This is a genomic window from Thiomonas sp., from assembly GCF_054608695.1.
In genome coordinates, this window is record NZ_JBTRXV010000004.1 from 85,522 (window position 1) to 102,548 (window position 17,027).

The 17,027-nt window shown below is 61.3% G+C and carries 13 protein-coding genes; 4 read left to right on the forward strand and 9 right to left on the reverse strand.

All coding sequences use genetic code 11. The annotated features are described in order from the left end of the window. Positions 1-3: 3 nt before the first annotated feature. Genes ACYCUK_RS03745 through ACYCUK_RS03760 form a run of 4 tightly spaced genes read left to right on the forward strand, consistent with a single transcriptional unit; the run spans position 4 to position 7,451 of the window. Positions 4-3,258: a DUF1156 domain-containing protein gene (locus ACYCUK_RS03745; protein ID WP_461593491.1), complete on the forward strand. Its 3,255-nt coding sequence runs from the start codon at positions 4-6 to the stop codon at positions 3,256-3,258. Next, entirely contained in the window at positions 3,255-3,779 is a 525-nt protein-coding gene (locus ACYCUK_RS03750; RefSeq protein WP_461593492.1) for a hypothetical protein, read from the forward strand. The genes ACYCUK_RS03745 and ACYCUK_RS03750 overlap by 4 nt, the downstream gene beginning before the upstream one ends. Then, positions 3,779-6,556 carry a DEAD/DEAH box helicase gene (locus ACYCUK_RS03755; protein ID WP_461593493.1) on the forward strand — a complete coding sequence of 926 codons (2,778 nt, stop codon included), beginning with the start codon at positions 3,779-3,781 and terminating at the stop codon, positions 6,554-6,556. Before ACYCUK_RS03750 ends, ACYCUK_RS03755 begins: the two co-directional genes overlap by 1 nt. A gap of 25 nt (positions 6,557-6,581) precedes the next feature. Continuing rightward, entirely contained in the window at positions 6,582-7,451 is an 870-nt protein-coding gene (locus ACYCUK_RS03760) for a restriction endonuclease (protein ID WP_461593494.1), read from the forward strand. 240 nt (positions 7,452-7,691) lie between these two features. Here ACYCUK_RS03760 and ACYCUK_RS03765 read toward each other — a convergent pair whose 3' ends face one another. The 9 genes from ACYCUK_RS03765 to ACYCUK_RS03805 all read right to left on the reverse strand — a co-directional run bounded on the left by ACYCUK_RS03765 (position 7,692) and on the right by ACYCUK_RS03805 (position 17,024). Continuing rightward, positions 7,692-8,225 (reverse strand): S26 family signal peptidase, encoded by a 534-nt coding sequence (locus ACYCUK_RS03765; RefSeq protein WP_461593495.1) that lies wholly within the window; start codon positions 8,223-8,225, stop codon positions 7,692-7,694. A gap of 67 nt (positions 8,226-8,292) precedes the next feature. Then, positions 8,293-8,829: a hypothetical protein gene (locus tag ACYCUK_RS03770; RefSeq protein WP_461593496.1), complete on the reverse strand. Its 537-nt coding sequence runs from the start codon at positions 8,827-8,829 to the stop codon at positions 8,293-8,295. A 149-nt stretch (positions 8,830-8,978) separates the two neighbouring features. Then, positions 8,979-10,871: a type IV secretory system conjugative DNA transfer family protein gene (locus ACYCUK_RS03775; RefSeq protein ID WP_461593497.1), complete on the reverse strand. Its 1,893-nt coding sequence runs from the start codon at positions 10,869-10,871 to the stop codon at positions 8,979-8,981. Between the two features lie 125 nt (positions 10,872-10,996). Further along, positions 10,997-11,584: a hypothetical protein gene (locus ACYCUK_RS03780; RefSeq protein ID WP_461593498.1), complete on the reverse strand. Its 588-nt coding sequence runs from the start codon at positions 11,582-11,584 to the stop codon at positions 10,997-10,999. A gap of 66 nt (positions 11,585-11,650) precedes the next feature. Beyond that, positions 11,651-13,483, reverse strand: a complete 1,833-nt coding sequence (locus tag ACYCUK_RS03785; RefSeq protein WP_461593499.1) for an ArdC family protein — start codon at positions 13,481-13,483, stop codon at positions 11,651-11,653. Between the two features lie 2 nt (positions 13,484-13,485). Next, the gene (locus tag ACYCUK_RS03790) at positions 13,486-13,659 is read right to left on the reverse strand and encodes a hypothetical protein (protein ID WP_461593500.1); all 174 of its coding nucleotides are present in this window, start codon (positions 13,657-13,659) and stop codon (positions 13,486-13,488) included. A gap of 132 nt (positions 13,660-13,791) precedes the next feature. After that, the gene (locus ACYCUK_RS03795) at positions 13,792-15,330 is read right to left on the reverse strand and encodes an LPD7 domain-containing protein (protein ID WP_461593501.1); all 1,539 of its coding nucleotides are present in this window, start codon (positions 15,328-15,330) and stop codon (positions 13,792-13,794) included. A 67-nt stretch (positions 15,331-15,397) separates the two neighbouring features. After that, the gene (locus tag ACYCUK_RS03800; protein WP_461593502.1) at positions 15,398-16,141 is read right to left on the reverse strand and encodes a hypothetical protein; all 744 of its coding nucleotides are present in this window, start codon (positions 16,139-16,141) and stop codon (positions 15,398-15,400) included. Positions 16,142-16,220: 79 nt separating this feature from the next. Continuing rightward, positions 16,221-17,024: a hypothetical protein gene (locus tag ACYCUK_RS03805; protein WP_461593503.1), complete on the reverse strand. Its 804-nt coding sequence runs from the start codon at positions 17,022-17,024 to the stop codon at positions 16,221-16,223. Between the last annotated feature and the right edge of the window lie 3 nt (positions 17,025-17,027).

The following is a 17,027-nucleotide window of genomic DNA, read 5'->3' on the forward strand; positions in this document are numbered from 1 at the left end:
CACATGGCAACAAAGAAAAACAAAGCCGAGCACCAAGCCGAGCAAGTGGCAGCATTGGTCGGCGCCGGCAAAGCGGTGTCCTTGGAAACGGTGGACTTCTCTGACCCTAATCGTCCAAAGACATGCTTGGAGGTGGATTTTCCAATTCTGCCCGTCAACCAAGTCGCTGCGATTGAGGGCAACGCCGGCAAGCCTGTCTATCAAATGTCAAAGTGGTGGGCGCGTCGCCGTTCAAGCGTCTTTCGCTCACTGCTGATTGCCGCATCGACCAAGGCACCAGACGACGAGAACTTGGCATCTAAGGTGGTGTGGGACTCCTACTATGCCAACCACCAGCGTCGCAACAACTTCGGCAAGTTGCAGGTCGCAGACATCTTCATGGGCGGCGGAACCACGATTCTGGAAGGAGCGCGTCTCGGCATGCAGATGACCGGGATCGATATAAATCCTGTCGCTTGGTTCGTCGTCAAAAACGAGACCACCAAAGTAGATGCTGCGCAGGTTCAAAGTTTGATTGCCTCGGTAGAGGCGTCTGTGAAGCCGCAGATCATTCCGTTCTATGCCACTACCTGTCCGCGAGGACACAGAGGGAAGTGGTCGCATGCGAAGACTGGTCAGTTGCTGCCTGCGGACTTCGACCCGTTGAGCTTGTCGGCCGAAGAGCGGGGAAGCTACGCATATTCCGGCCCAGAAGTGATCTATACGTTCTGGGTTAAACACGGGCCATGCAGCGCTCCGGGTTGCGGCCATCGAACTCCAATCCTTTCCTCGCCTGTCGTGTCCATCAAAGAGCTGTCGGTCAAGGCATGGGCAGACTATGAGTGCGGTTGTGGCACCGCTTTTGATGTCGAGCAGCAGCGCGTTCAAATGGCGCCAGGCTCTCCCATGGTGGTCGCAGAGACGGAAAAATCGTTTATCGCGATGGATGATGCTGGCAGGTTTCAGTGCCCATCGTGCGGCAAGGTCCATGTCGATCACAAGGCGCGCATCGATGGAGTGTCGATGGGCATGGGAAAAGCGAAAAACAAGAAAGTTTCGTTGACCCTCTTGGTCCACCCCTCTTGGATGAATGGCGAAACCGGGGCAGACGCAGGCGGCAGTGCATATGGGGGCAGTGTCACCGATGATGCGGCGTCTACCGCCGCATGGATTTCGGGCAGAAGCAAAACGCTTCGCTTCATCGAGGTCCGAGGTGCATTGCCAGATGTCGTGAAGTGTCCAGAGACCGGAGCGAGGTTGGAGACGAATCGGTCGAATATTCCAAGGCAGGCAAGATTTGCCTGCCAAGAGGCAACCTGCGGTCGCGAGCAGGCGCTGGTAGAAAGTGTTAGTGCATCGGGCAAGTCGGCACCCGCGGCTCCAATGGCTCAGCAATGTTATTGCCCTGAGTGTGATGCGGAAGGCCGAATCTACGGCGGGCGGTATTTCCTCGAGCCCAATGTGCCAGCGGTGAATGCATCACTCTTCGAGTGGGAGTCGCGACGCGATGTTGACCTCTCTGGCCTCTGGCCAAAGAGCGACATTCCCTTTGGGCACATGACCCATCAAAGGCAGCCGTTGCCGCAGCACGGCTATTTGAAGTGGCTGGACATGTTCAATCCGCGGCAGTTGCTTGTGCTGACGCAGCTTGAACGAGCGATTTTGAGCACTGGTGTCGAGGTCGATTGGGAAGTTCGAGAGGCGCTGCTCGGTGCGTTTCAGCAGTATTTGCGCAACCAGAACATGTTTTGCTTCTGGGACATCAGCAGAGACTGCATGGCCCCGCACATGAGCAACAACAACTACCATCCCAAGAGCACGGTGGTTGAGAACTGCGTCTTCTCGGACTTGGGGCGCGGCAATTGGGCCTCCTGCGTTGAAGGCGTTGTCCAAGGGCTGGAGTGGTGCGAAGACCCATGGGAGGCGGTGCCAAATGCGGCAATTGGCGCGGTCGATCCAACGTTGGCAAAGGCCTTGTCCGGCAAGAGCGAAAAAGCGAAGCCCGGCGATCCCATTCGGGGAGCTCAGCGACTTTTTTGCGGGTCTTCGACTGACCTTGCTCAGATCGAGCCCGAGGCGATGGACCTAGTGATTACGGACCCGCCGTTCGGTGGATTGCTTCACTACTCCGAGCTTGCCGACTTCTTTTATGTTTGGATGCGTCTCGCTCTGAAGGGGAAATACCCCGCCTATTTTGAACCGGACTACACCCCAAAGACGCTTGAGGCGGTGGCGAACAAGGCAAGACATCCGGATGATCCAGACGCTTTCTACGAAAGATTGCTGACTGCCTGCTGGGCTGAAGCTCACCGAATCTTGAAGCCCGGCGGCATATTGGCTTTCACCTTCCATCACAGTGAAGATGAACCATGGGTCGGCGTGCTCAAAAGCCTGTTCGATGCGGGCTTCTATTTGGAAGCGACCTACCCGATCCGTAGCGACGAGACCAAGGGGGAAGGCGAGTTTGGATCGAAGACGATCGAATACGACATCATCCATGTCTGCCGCAAGCGTGTGGATGACCCGACTCCGATCAGTTGGGCGAAGCTGCGCCGCAAGATCGTCGATGATGTCCGTGATCTCAAAGGCTTGTTGGAGCAGCATCAGGCCAGTGGCCTTCCACGGGCCGACTTGGAAGTCATCCGCCGAGGCAAGGCGCTCGAATACTACTCGCGCCATTACGGCCATGTGTATGTCGAGAAGGGCCGGGAGTTCACGCTGCTCGAAGCCCTCGCCGGCATCCACCAATTGCTCGATGACGAGCGCGACGAGTCCGGTGTGGCACCGCCTGTTCTTGCGGAGATCCATAGCCGCCAGTTCCTGCGCATCTTCGACAAGACCGTGAAGGTGGACCGCAACGACATGGTCAAGTATCTGCGCGGCACGGGCACCGCGCCGTCGCTGTTCGAGGCCTATGGCTGGTGCGACGAGGAGAAGAAGGTCTACAACCTGTGCGACCCGTTGGAGTTCGCCAAGGGGTGGCGTGGCAAGCATCGCAAGGGAATGTCGCGCGATCTCGATCAGACCCTGTTCCTCGTCGGCGCCTGTTTCAAGGACAGCGGCCTGCGCGTCGATGAGACGCTCAACAACCCGAACTTCGATCCGCATCCGGCGGTGCCGGACCTGCTCGATTGGATGTCGAACCGGGGCGGCACGCCAGAGATTCAGGCGGCGGCCCGCGTTGCCAAGCAGCTTTATTCCAAATGGCTGGGCGAGAACAAGGCCCGCATCGACGCGGTCCGCCAGCAATTCGATCTCTTTGGGGAGGTGACGGCATGAAGAATTCACCGATGGAGATCGACACTTGGAAGCGCCAAGGCCACAGCATCTTGTGGGATGTTCCCGGCCTCGCTTCGTTTTGCCCTCCCGGCCAGGCCGTGAGCTTGCGGCAGTTCACGAGACTCCATGCCTCGGGCTGGAAAGACATCGATCCTTTCCTCGTCAAGGAGCGCGCATTGGTGGTCGCTGGTCTGGAGGGCAGCATCGACGCCCTCTCGCCAGCCGATGCCATCAAGTGGCTCGACAACGACATCTATCCTGCGATCACGTCGTTCCAGCGCGAGGTTGCCTTCGGTGGCAGCGAGGCGGCTTTGATCTTCTGGTTCGCCGACTCGCGTCGCTTCGAATACCGGCAAGCCGAGCAGGCGGCATATTGGAAGTGCAGCGCCGCCCATGGCAGGCATGAGTTTCCGATCGGACGCAGCCTCTGGAACGGCTCGGAGCCCAACAGCCAAGAGATTCGCGAGAAGGTGGCGGGGACGGCCCGCTTCGCGGGCTACTACTTGCAGCGGATTTCTTGATGTCTTCGGTCGCCGAGCTTTCCGTCGATGGCATAGCTCCGGGCCAGCGCGTCAAACACGCGCAGTTCGGCGAAGGCGTGGTGGTCTCCGCACCCGTCGATGGCTATGCCCGAGTCTTCTTTCAAGGGGGCGAACGCCAAGTCGCCATCGCCTCGCTCGCGCTCGCCTTCGGGTGGGCGCAGCGCGTCGTCGCCAACGTGGGCCAAGGACGCGACAGGGCTCGCAAGGCGTGGCTGACATGGCAAGCCCATGCGCTGCCCTTGATGGACAGCGCAGCGAGCCTGACCTCGGCCAAGATCGACCTCCTGCCACATCAGGTCGTGCTCACGCACCGTGTCACCACGACCGCCCCGAGGCGCTTCTTGGTCGCCGATGAGGTAGGCCTTGGCAAGACGATTGAGACGGCCTTGATCCTGCGCGAGCTGGCAAGCCGAGGCGAGCTCAACCGAGCCCTGATGGTCGTGCCAGCCGGCTTGGTCAACAACTGGCACCGCGAGCTCAACGAAGTCTTCAACCTCAACTTCGAGGTCTTCGGCTCCGAGGGCGACGTGACCGACCGCAAGTCCAACGCGTTCGCCAAGCACGACCGGCTCATCGCCAGCGTCGATACCTTGAAGCGTAAGGCCCGCATCAAGAAGCTCGAAGAGGCCCCGCCTTGGGACCTGGTGGTCTTCGATGAGGCGCACCACCTCACCGCCTTCAAGTCAGGCGGCAAGGTCAAGAAAACCGAGAACTACAAGCTCGCCGAAGCCCTGCGCGAACGCAGCCGCGACATGCTGCTGCTTTCGGCGACACCGCACCAAGGCGACCATTTCCGGTTCTGGATGTTGATTCAGCTCCTCGACCCGACCCTGTTCAATTCGCCCGAGGAGATGGTGCGCGAGCGCCACCGCCTCAACTCCGTCGTCGTCCGCCGGACGAAGGCCGACGCTTGTAAACCCGACGGGAGCCCGCTGTTCGCCCGCCGCTGGGTGCACACGGAATCGTTCTTGATGAACGACCGCGAGCGTCTCTTCTATACGCTGCTCAACGAATATCTGCAGGACGGCTTCGCCCTGGCAAAGCGGCAGGGCAACAAGGGGACTGCCCTTGGCTTCGTGATGACGATCTTCCAGAAGATCGCGGCGTCGAGCTTCGCGGCGGTTGCCCGCACGCTGCGCCGCAGGTTGATCGCGCTGACCGTCCACGAGTCGTTGGTCCACGATGAGAACCGCGACATCGACCGGCGCGACGAGGCCTTGAAAGAAGCCAAGGACCTGATCCGCGCAGAGCTTAGCCTTGGCGCCGACCGCCTCGCAGACATCGAGGTTGATCGGGCCTTGGGCGACATCCAGCGTAGGACTTTGAAGAAGCTCGACGAGGAGGCCATGGACATGGCCTCCAACATCTCCGACGAGGTCGCGTTGGCAGCCGCTGAGGACTCGGCGGTGGCGTCGGTGGCGTTGGCCCTCCCCGAAGAGCGGCTGCGCATCAAGGACCTGCTCAGGCGGTTCCCCAAGGAGACCGAGACCAAAGTCCAGAAGTTGTTGATGGCGCTCGGCGCCCTGTGGCGCCAAGACGCGGGCGAACGCGTGGTGATCTTCGCCACCTACTTGGGGAGCGTCGAGATGCTCGGCCAGATGATCGAGCGCGAATATCCGGGGCAAGGCGTCGTGGTCCTCAAAGGAGGTGACCACGGCAGCAAGTCAGCTGCGGAGAAGCGGTTCAAGCAGGCCGACGGTCCTCGGGTGATGATTTGCACGGCGGCGGGCCGCGAGGGCTTGAACATGCAGCATGCCCGCGTCCTATTCAACTTCGACCTGCCATGGAATCCCATGGACATGGAGCAGCGGATCGGGCGCATCCATCGCTACGGCCAGAAGCACACCGCGCAGGTCTACAACCTTGTTCTCTCCGACACGATCGAAGGCAAGATATTCCTTCTGCTCGACGAGAAGCTCACCCAGATTGCCAAGACGTTGGGCAAGGTCGATGAGCATGGCGAGGTGGCCGAGGACTTGCGTTCCCAAATTCTTGGGCAGCTCTCCGAGCGCCTGAGCTATGAGCGGCTCTATGCCGAAGCCTTGGACGACCCCGAGTTGAAGCGCACGCGAGTCGAGCTGGAGGCTGCGATGTCCAACGCCTCGCAGGCACAAGCAGTGGTCTTCGAGCTCTTCCAAGACCTTGGCGGCTTCAACATCGATGAATACAAGCCGCTGTCCGACACGTCCGCCGGAATGGGAGCACTGGAGAAGTTCTTGAAGGCGGCGTTGGAGGCTGATGGCAAGAAATTCGAGTCGGCCGGTGGCGGCCTCTGGCAAGTGATCTCCCGCGATGGCGCCGTCGAAGCCCGCTTGGTGGCCGACCGCGACCGGGCCGTGGCCGACGAGACGCTCTCGCTCATTGGTCTTGACCATCCCCTTGTCGCGGCCTATCTCGATGCATACAGGACGGCTCCGGCAGATGCCTTGGGAATCAGCGCGAAGTCGCGCGACGGAAAATCCGGGGCGGTTGCGCTCTGGCAGGTTGTGGCGACTAACGAAAAGCGCCATCAGGTCGCCAAGGTTATCGCGCTCGCGGTCGATTCGACAGGACATCGCCAGCCCGCGATGGAAAAACTCTTGGACGAGTTGTTCCAGACCGAGCCAGCGTCGGCCGTGTTGTCGCGCGATCAAGCGTCTAGCTTCTTGGTCGATGCGGTCGAGCCCATGCTCCACCGGGACTTGATCCATCGCGGGTTCGTTCGAGAAGGCCAAGCGTATGAGGCGAGCCTCGTCGGTTGGATTGAGCTTGCGTAGCAAGCCGATTGATAAGAGCTGAAAGATGCCGAACATCCGCTCCATCGACATGCTCTTTCTCGACGAACTCTTCGAGATGCGTGGCGGCTACGTCCTGAACTTCTCGGATAGGACAATGTCTCGATTCTTCGCCGAGGAGCTCAACGTTGATATCGACGATCCCGTGTATGCAGAGAACGGCGGCTCCAAGGGAAGGCGGCTGCGGTGCTACTTGCAAAAGGTCGATATCCCAGCCTTGGTCAAGACGCTTAACGCCCTATGGGAATACCGCGAAGCCATCAGGATGCGCGACGGGAAGGCCGAGGATGTCGAGAACGCGCAAGGCCGGCTTCTGTCGCTGATCAACCGCCTCGAAGGCAAGCCCGATGCCCAGCCTACGGGGCAACCTCCCAAGCCCGCGTATGACCGCCCCAAGCTTCTGGCATTGCGCAATGACCTGATCGGATTCGCCCAGCTCGCGCCGCAGGCGAGGGGCTACGCCTTCGAGACCTTGTTGCGCGATTTCTTCAATGTCTTCGGGCTGCAGGCTCGCGAGCCGTTTCGCCTCAAAGGTGAGCAAATCGATGGGAGCTTCGTGCTCCAAGGCGAAACCTACTTGATCGAGGCCAAGTGGCAAGCGGCCCAAACCGGAGTGGCGGACCTGCACACCTTCCACGGCAAGCTTGAGCAGAAGGCCGCGTGGACCCGTGGCCTGTTCGTCAGCAACAGCGGCTTCACCGAGGACGGCCTAGTCGCCTTTGGCAAGGGCAAGCGCGTGATCTGCATGGACGGCCTTGACCTCTTCGACACCGTGAGCCGCGAACTGCCGCTCAACCATGTCCTCGAAAGCAAGGTGCGCCGGGCCGCCGAGACCGGCTTGCCGTTCGCGCGCGTGCGCGACCTCTTTCCAACATAACAAGCAAGGGGATCGACCATGGCCGAGCGCAGGGAGAGAGTGAAATTGGAGCCAGAAGGCTCAATACGCGGCGGCAGCGTTCGGACGTTCCTTGGTGGTCAACATTGAATCGGCGCGAACAACCCGGTCGAACAAGTCGTGGCTGCAATCTTGCCAGGCGATCATTTTCGCGACATCCTACTCATCAATCTGGCGCTGAGCGTTCGGGCTCTGAAATGCGCAATCGCAAGCGTAGCGAAGTCAGCCGGACGATCTGGCGATGATGCGATCCTGCCGCACCACTCCCCAGTTCCGGCTATCAAAAGACACCCCCGGATCGCCGGAGCCGAACGCCCAATACTCGCCCGCGCCCAGTTTGTGAATGCCGTATGCGGCTGGCAGTGTCAACCCAGGCCACGCCTTCGGGCGCACGATCACCTTGCTCTCCGGCAAAAGGCGTCCGTTGACCGACACCCCGGATGCTGACACGTCTACCACATCGCCCGGCACGCCGACGACGGTTTTCAGGAACGGCGCGCCGCCATTCGGACACGCGCCATGCACCATGAACGGATAAAGCGTCACCGGGGGGCAAAAGGAAATCAGATCGCCGCGATGAATCACGGTCTGCGCCGTCACGGGCGTGAGGCGATAAAGACCTAGCGGCTCGCTCGGGGTGGAGTTGAACCGCCAGCCCGTCGCCCAGGCTGAGCCGATGGCAGACGCCACGACGGCGGCGCCAATGACAGGCCAGCGCAGGCGTTTCCAACGTGAGCGGTGAATGTTGATTTTCATGCATTTCTCCAATGAAAAGCCCGGCGCGCATCCTTGCTGGCCGGGCTTGGCTCACGCCGCGGCTGGATTAGCCGCCGATGCCGACGCCCTGTTCAGGGGCGTGCTGAGCCTGCGGCTTTGGCTGCCGAGGCTCCTGCACGGAGAACTTCTGCTGGAGCGCCATCATGCCGCGCTCCATCGCGATGTCGCGCTGCTTTGGCGTCAGGAACAACTGCTCGGTATCGGGTTGCTGTGGGTAAACCAGCGTGCGGCCGACGTGGGTCACGACCCAGCCGTCACGCTTGCGCTCTGCCTGCATCTCAAGCGTGTTCTGGGCATACTTGTATGACTTGGCGTCCGGCCCCTCCGGGCGGAAATAAATGATCGCGCCCGGACGGTCGGCCACCGGGATCTTGAGAGAGTCCAGTTTTTTCTCTGCGTTGTCTGCCGCCACCCAAATGTCCGCGGGGGCTGGGACGTTTTTTTGAATCGACCCGCGCGCGGTGTTGATCGCAGAATTTATTGCGGCCTCCGACTGCTTGTCTGCGGCATCGCCTACCTGCTTGTTGCGGCCAGCGCCGAAAAGCATGATGGGTTTTGCCAGTTTGCCAATTTCTTTCATCATGATCAAAATCTCCAAAGAGAAGACACGGTCTGACCCGTGCAGTCAGCGCGGAGCGGATGCCCCGCACACAGGGATATGCGAGAGACCGGCACGGCATAAAAAAGCCCGGCGAACCTTGCGGCGGACCGGGCTGACTGCAACGGCAAGGCTCAATCCTTGCCCCTTCCTGTTTCCTTGGGCGGCGGCACGGCGCAGCGCGCGGAGAACTCCGGGTCTTTGTAATAGATGATTTTCTTGGCATAGATCGGCGCGTGCCCCGCAACGAACACCAGTTCATCCTCAGGCGGTAGGCGCATGCACTCGTCCGCCGTCAGGAGCGGGCGCGACACGATCTGTTCGTTGGTATTGACGTTCTGCAGCACGACGGCCAAGCGGTTGCCCGAATACTGCCGCTGCGTGTGTTCAACCGTCGCTGTGCCCGCCATCTTCGACAACAGTTCCGCCGTCTCGATCTTGTTGGGCGCGTAGGCGATGCGGATGTGGCAGTTGCTGATGATGGATTCGTCTTTGGTGTAGGCCGCATACAACTGGCTCAAGTCCTGCACGATGAGCAACGCCTTCATGCCGTAGCCTGCAATGAACGCCAGGGCTTCCTGGAACACGTCGAGCTTGCCCAGCGCAGGGAACTCATCGATCGCCAGCAGCAGGCGATGCGGATAACGCGATTTGCCGCCACTGGCGTCAAAATCCATGCTCTCGGTCAACCGGCGCACAGTCTGGTTCAGGATCAAGCGCAGCAGTGGCTTCAAGCGGTCTTTATCTGAGGGCGACACCACCAGGTACAGGCTGGTTGCCTGCTGCATCAACGATTCCAGCGTGAAGTCTGACACCCGCGTGTTCTCGGCCACAATCGGATCGCGGTACAGCGACAGGAAGGACAACGCCGTGGAGTTCACCCCTGACGCCTCGTTGCCCGCTTTGTTCAAGAATGACTGCGCGGCCTGCGCCGCAGCGCGCCAGCCGTGTGCAGAAAATTCATCGGCCAGGCCATCATTGAGTATCGCGTGCGCCGTGTCGCGGATCGCCGTCATCACGGCGGCAGACCCCTCCATGCGCTTGCCGCCGCCGTCTTGCTCCTCTGCAGCGTCGGCTAGTTGCTCGGCCAACTCGCGAATCGGCCCGCCATCCGACAGAATGGCCTGCACCGTCGCCAGCGACTTGTCCCGGATCGGGTCATACAGAAGCACGAACAGAACGATTCCGGTCATCAGATCGAAGCCGGTCTTGGCCCAATGATCATTCAACCCCTTGCCGTCGGGGTCCACGATCATGGTGGCGATGTTCTGCACATCCTTGATCAGGTTGCCGTCCACGCGGATCTCGGCTAGCGGGTTGAACCGGGCCGATCCGGGATTGGCCGGGTCGAACTTGATGCAGCGCTGGCCGAGGGCCTTGCTGCGCCAGCCTGCGGTGAAATGCCAGCACTCGCCCTTGATGTCGTTGACCAGTACGGAATGCTTCCATGACAGCAGCGTCGGCAGGATGATGCCCACGCCCTTGCCGGATCGAGTCGGGGCAAAGGCAAGAATGTGCTCCGGCCCGGCATGACGCAGATACTGTTCGTCGTAGTCGCCAAAAAACACGCCGCCCGCGTTTTTCTCATTCGGCAGCAGACCCGTGGCCTCGACCTCTTCAGGCTCCGCCCAGTGCGCCGACCCGTGCAAATCATTTTTTTCTCCGGCCGCCTTGCGGGTGCGCCGTAACGCCAGAGCAACCGGCATCAGTAAGGACAGCAGACCACCAACGCCCATGATCATGTGCGCGTTCTCGAACACCTTCATCACAGCCAAGCCGTATTCCAGCGAGTTGAATTTCCACGCCCACACCAAGATGTCGAACGGGAAATACACAGTGGGTGCAAGCATGGGCTTGCCCAGCATTGGGCTCCATTGCAGCGCCCATGCGGCATATTCGGTTGCCGCCCCCATCGAGACCAGAACGATCATCATGAACAGGCCCAGCGCCGTCCAGACGAAGCGGGTAATGTCCTTCTGTGCGCGAGGGATGTGATAAAGGTCAGGTTGATGTTGATGAGCGCTCATTCTTTGCCCCTTGGGTTGGGTTGTCGGACACACGGCTATGCCACCGTGCGGCAGCAAAAACCCCGGTGCGCATCCCTGCGGGCCGGGTTTGGGCTACGCGACAAAGCGCGCGGAGTTGTCTGTGGTTAGAAGGTCTCCATAAAGCCCACCGAGGCACGGTTTTCATTGATGTGGCCGCCAACGGTTGGCAGCTGCGCGCTGCTCAACGCAACGGTGACCATGCCGGCGCCGACGTGGTAGCCGACCCCAACGCTTTCGGCGGTGTAAGCCCCGCTGTCGAAGCCATTGTTGGCGCCAAATGCGCGGCCGAGCTTTAGGCCTGCGAAAACGTTCACGTCACGCGCGCTGTACATCGCGCCGACTCCGGCGGCAAAGTGCTTGAGCGCACCGTCGCCGAGCTTGTCGTAGCCGATCTCGAGCGATGGCGCCAGCTCAACGGGGCCGGCAGACGCCACGACGGTGCCCACGCTGGCAGCGAACGCGCGGGACTGCATGCCGTTGATCCCGCCAATCGGGTTGCTCAACGCGGCCGAGGCGCCGTACAGCATGTTGCCGCTTTGGCTGGTTACGCCGAGGTTGAGTTCATTCATTGCGCGTCCGCCGCCAATATTCATGCGGTCTACCCCGGCAGAAACGGTGGTGGCGGCAAATGAGGCGGGGGCCAATGCGCACAAAGCAGCGGCGAGGGATGAGGAGAGGATGAGCTTTTTCATAGCTTGATGAAGGAGAGCAAGCGGAAGGCCCGCTTGCAGGGGTATGCAGGCGGGCGGCACGGCGGGTCAGCGCTCAATCTCCGCTTCTCGCCGGGGCTGACTGCGGCGCTGTGGCGGCTGCGACTCAGGGCGCTGATGCTGCCGCTCCGGTGTATCGACTTCCTGCGCGTCAGGCTGATGCGCCTCGATCACGCGCGCCCACAGCCTTTTCAGGGCTGGATATTCGGCCAGCACTGGCGGTGGCGGCATGGACTTGCGCAGGAAATCGGGGGAATCCGGCTGATTGCCGTACAGCGCGTTGTTGACCTCGCGCTCATGCACCTGGCGGTAGGCTCCCTCGATGGTCGCTCCATTGGCAAAACCCAAGGATTCCTTGCCGTAGAACACCTCCCACTGGCGCCCATGACTCTGCCCCAGCTTTTCCGCGTGGGCGATTTTGCTGAACTCGGCAAACGTCAACTCGTGTGGTGCCTTGGACAGGTCCGCGGTCTCCGGCCCGACAAGCTGCCCGTAGATGCGATCGATCTTCTGCAGCAAGTCCTGCTCTTTGCCCAGCACATAGTCCACCGCTTTGCCAGCCTCGGCTGCGGCACGGAAGATTTCGTTCTTGTCTTGCTTCAGCGCCTTGGCCCACGACTGGAGATACGCCGTGTGCTGGTCATCATCATGCGGAATGCCGGTTTCCGCCGACATGAAGGCGGAGAACAGTTCGGCACGCAACTCTTCGCGTGCGTAGCCCTCGGAGCCGAAGGCGTGGCCGCCCGTGATGCCGTCGCGGTTCAGGCGCTTCTCGGCGCCCGTGGCGTGTCCCATCTCGTGCAGCGCAGTACCGTAGTAGCCCGCCACCGATTTGAACGTGTCACGCTGGGGCAGGGCGATGAGGTCGCCCGGCGGGGAGTAGTACGCGGATGACCCTTGATGCACGAAGCGCACGCCGTCTTCCTGCATTGCTGTCATCAATTGCTCGCCGCGTTTGTCCATGGGAATATCCTGACGCGGAGCGAGGGGTTCCAGCTTCAGGCCCTCGCATTGCTCGGCGTTGAACACGACATAGTTGCGGCCCACCAGCAGATCCAGCGCGCGCTCGGCCTGCTTCCAGGTGTAGTCCCTGCCGTCATGCTTGACGGTGATTTGGACTGCATGGACGACTTGGCCGCCCATGAGATGCACACCCGCCGCGTCGACCCCGCGCTTCGCATCCACCATGACGGGGCGTCTGCCAAGATTGAGTTCGACATCCCGCCGTTGCCAGAACGGCTTGTTGTCCCAGCGCTCAATCATCACGCCTTTTTCGCCTTTGCGGACAAAGCCGCTGAGATCGTTTGATTGCTTGACGGTCATCCAGCGCGGGTCCGTGTACCCCTTTTCCATCGCGACCAGACCCAGCACCACGCGGTTGCCGCCCGCATAGGTTTTGCCGGAAACTGCATTGCGCGGGAGCCCTTGCATCGTGTGCCAAGGCTTGTCCCAGGGAAGCGCCTGGCCGGACTCGATGGCCGCAATCACTTTGTCGGTGAACTCTTGGCGGAAGTCGCGCGGCGGTGCCTTGTCTGGCGCAAGCTCTTTCCTTGCCCCTACCTGTGCGCTGCGCGTCGGCGCGGGCGTGGTTGCGACCGGAGTAGGCGATTCGTCAAGCGCATCTTGCTGAAGTGCGATCGCACGCGGGTCCGGTAGCTCAACGGACACCGTGCGGTCAGGGTTGATCGTCAGGACACCCTCGGGCACCGCCCGGAACGCATCGGCGATGGCACGTGCGTTGGGTGAGTTGTAACGCGCATTCACAATGTCGGCGAAGTCGCCAAACGGATAGTCTCCCGGCCCCCTGTCGGCAGCGAGAAAGCTGTAGGCCTGCACGCCAAGACGCAGGTCCGGGTTCAGGTCATCAATCGCGATGTTCATGCTCAAACTCCCAGCCCAACGTTCTCGACACCCAGTTCCAGGGCGTCCAGCAGAGCCTGCTCATGCGCAAGCGCATCAGCAGGGACGTGTTCCCAGTCGTGATCAACGACAGCGCCCAGGTGATGCGCATCGCGCTTGAGGATTTCGATCGGTGTGTCAGGTGTTTCTACGGTCATGTTGTTCTCCAAGATCCTGTTGAATCGTCAGAACCCGATGCACTGGCCCATGTCCATGCTCCGGCCGGTGCGCCCGGAACGGAAGACGGCAGGCGCGGGGATGGCCCTTTCGTCGGACTTGATCTCGCGCCGCTACTCTTTCTCTTCGCTGCCATCCTTCTTCGCCGTCTTCTCCGCAAGTTCCTTGTCCAGCGATTGATCGGCGTTGCGCACCAGCAGGCTCTTTTCGTTCGCCTCCTGCGCCTGTTCCTGCACTGTGGCGCGCCCAGCTTCCTGCGCTTTGGCGATGCTCGCGGCCACTTCCTCGTTCTCCCGCGCGCGCTCGCCAGCTGTCATGTAAACCACCTTGAACACCGGCTCCAGTTCCTTGTCCAGCGATTCGCGGGTGCGGATCACGCGGTCATCGCGCACGATCACGATGTCACGCGCCAGTTCGGTGAGGGAGCCGTTGCTGGTGAGGTTGGGTGCGAGTTCCTTGAGCTTGCCGATGTCCACACCGCCGTCAGACTTGCGCAAGTCGGATCCGGCCAGCACGCGCAGCGCAGCATTCTGGGTGTCGCGGAATGCGGCCCCTGCGGCCAGCACGCGCTCGGCAGGCATCACTACCACGCCGTCGCCGTTGGGGGTGACCCCCAGCGTATCGGCCTGCTCGACGGTAAGCGGATCGGCGCGTAGTTGCACCGGGCCTGTGCGCTGAGGAATCGGCTTGGCCACCGCCAAGTCGCCGGTGATGCCACGCTCCACACTGGGCAGGACCGCACGCTTGAATTGCGGGTTCAGGTCACGGCCCTTTTTCCAGGCCATCAGCACTTCGGGTTCGCTGTTCTGCAGCGGATAGCCCAGCTTGCCCGCGATCTCGGCGGCCTTGATCTTGAAAGCCAGATCGCCAGTCAGCATCAAGCCTTTTTGCAGGTCGAACTTCTGCGCGGAAATCTTGAGTGCCGCTTCGATGTCTCGGTCATCGTTGCGCTGCACGTCCAGGCGCGAGCCGCGATCATGGATCACAGTGCGCAGGCCGCGCTTGTAGTGAATCTGGCCGTCCTTGTCGATGTTGTGCACCAAATCGGACAGGGTGACCGCTTTGGCTGGCACGCCACCGAAGCCCTCGATGCCGGGATCCGGGGCCTTCTTTGCCTCTTCCAGGAGCGAGTCCAGTACCGGATCGCCGGGGCTCTCCTGCGCTTTCTCGCCCAGGAAATCGACCCAGCGGGCGGGGCGCGGCATGGACTTGTCGAGATCTCGCGCCGCGGCTGCCTTGCGCGCTTCGAAGTCTTCCACTAAAGCGGCGGTTTCCTTCGCCAGCAGGCTCTCGTGCAAATGCGCATCCACGCCCTCGGCAGTCAGCGATTCCGCGCGCTTGGCGCGGGCTTCCTCGACCTCGCTCTGCAGCTTCATCCAGCGCTCGCGCCAGTCGGCATCGAACGCATCGATGGCGGCGTTGCGCGCGGTGCGCGCCGGGGCCGACAGCTCGTCGTACTCGTGCAGAAAGTCCAGGCGCTTGTGCTGCTCCACCGACAAATCGGCGTCGGCGGCAGGCGCGGAATCAGCGCCCACGGCAACATCAGGGGCAAGAGAAGCGGCAGGTGCTTCCTGCGCTTCGAGTTGGGGCTGGGGATCGGTGTCCGATTGGGCCTGGCCGATCAGCGTGTCGAGTGTGTCAAGTGCGCTCATGGGTTTCTCCTGGTGAGAGCTTGATGGTTTGCAGATGCATGGTTATGGCGTGGACACGGCAAACGGCTTACCGCTCGATGTCCGCAGCAGTCTGGCGTTGCACAGGAACCGGGCGGCCCTGGATCAGCGTCGGAATGGGAATGGGAGACTTGTCCCACTTCGGGGCGTTGGCGATCGGCTCACGGATGTAGCGTTTCGCGGCGCCCTGCACAGCTTTGTCGCGCCGGACTTCATCGAGAACGGTTTCGGGCGCTGGGAATAGCTTGTCGGCCCACTGGTGCGCTTCCGCCATGACGCCCAGCAGGTTCTTCTGCTCGGAGCTGTAGTCGATCTGTGCGACCTTTCCATTCACGGCCTGCGCCGCTTCGCGCGCGGCGCGTTTGGACTGCGGCGTGTTGTCGGGCACCACCACGATGTCCTTGGCCTTGAGCGTGTTCTTGGCGAACTCGGCCACAGCTTTCATGTTTTCCGGGGTGAATGCTGGCATGACGATGGCCCGCTCGCCCGTAGCGTGATAGATCGCCAGGCCGGAAGCAACCGAATGCGTCACGATCACCTGACTGCCGAACTCGGCGGGGTCTGGCGCGTCTTTGGCGGTCATCGGCTCACCGGTCATCATCTTGAGGCGCATGGCTTCGGTGACCGGGATGATCGAGAACGAGGCTGCGCCGAACTGAGATCCGGGGTAGATCGCCGCCTTGTCGGGATTGACCTCGACCTTCTGCGCGCCGTCCAGACGCATTGTGTCGCCAATGATGCGAAACACGGGGACGGCAAACTGGGCATGCGTGCCGCGCATCGCGGCGAGCATGGACTGGCGGGTGGAATCGGGACTTTGCCTGCCGAAATCGGCTTCGAATTCCGCGCTTTTGAACATGACAATCTCCTGATCAGCGCTCGGCGCCAGTGGCAAGCTCGTGCATGGACGCCGTGCGACCGATGCCTGGCGTCCAGGGTTTGGCTTCGCTGATGGGGTCAAACATCAGCCGGACGCGTGCATCGACGACATGCGAACGACGCAGGTACATATTGCGGGTCTCTTCGCCGATGTCCACGGATGGCGGATAAAGCTCCGCAGCGCGGGCGTACGCATCGATCAGCGCTCCCATGACGTTGTGCTGGCTGGGTTGATACGCGGGCTTTGCCACAAGAACCTTGTCCCCCAGCGCGCGGGCGGCGTCATGTGCTGCGGCGCGCGACAGGTCACTGTTGTCCGGAACGATCACCACAGTCTTGCCTTGCGACAGCGCCCATGCGGCAACCGGACGCATGTTGAGAACATCCAGCGAAGCAATCGCGTTTCCGGTTCCCTGTGTGTTGATCGCCAATGCGGATGCGGCGCTGTGTGTGACGACAATGGGACTGAGTGGGCCACTGATGTGCAGCCATGCGCCAGGCGCTGAGCCGTCGCGGGCAAGCTGGTTTTGCATCGCGTGAGAAAACCCTGGGACGGCAAAACCAAACTGCGCAGGCACGTCCAGCCGGTCACGACCATCGAGCATGTTCACCGCGCTACGTGTGGGCTGGTACTTCTGAACATGGACGCCCAGCAGGACGAGGTCGGTGCTCTCAGGTGCGATGATCGGGGAGACAAACGCGGCCTTTTTTCCGACCATTGCCGCGTTCATCGAACTTTCGAGATCACGCGAGTCGTACAAAACGCGAAGGCTGTCGCGGATTTGTTCGGGGGTCATAGC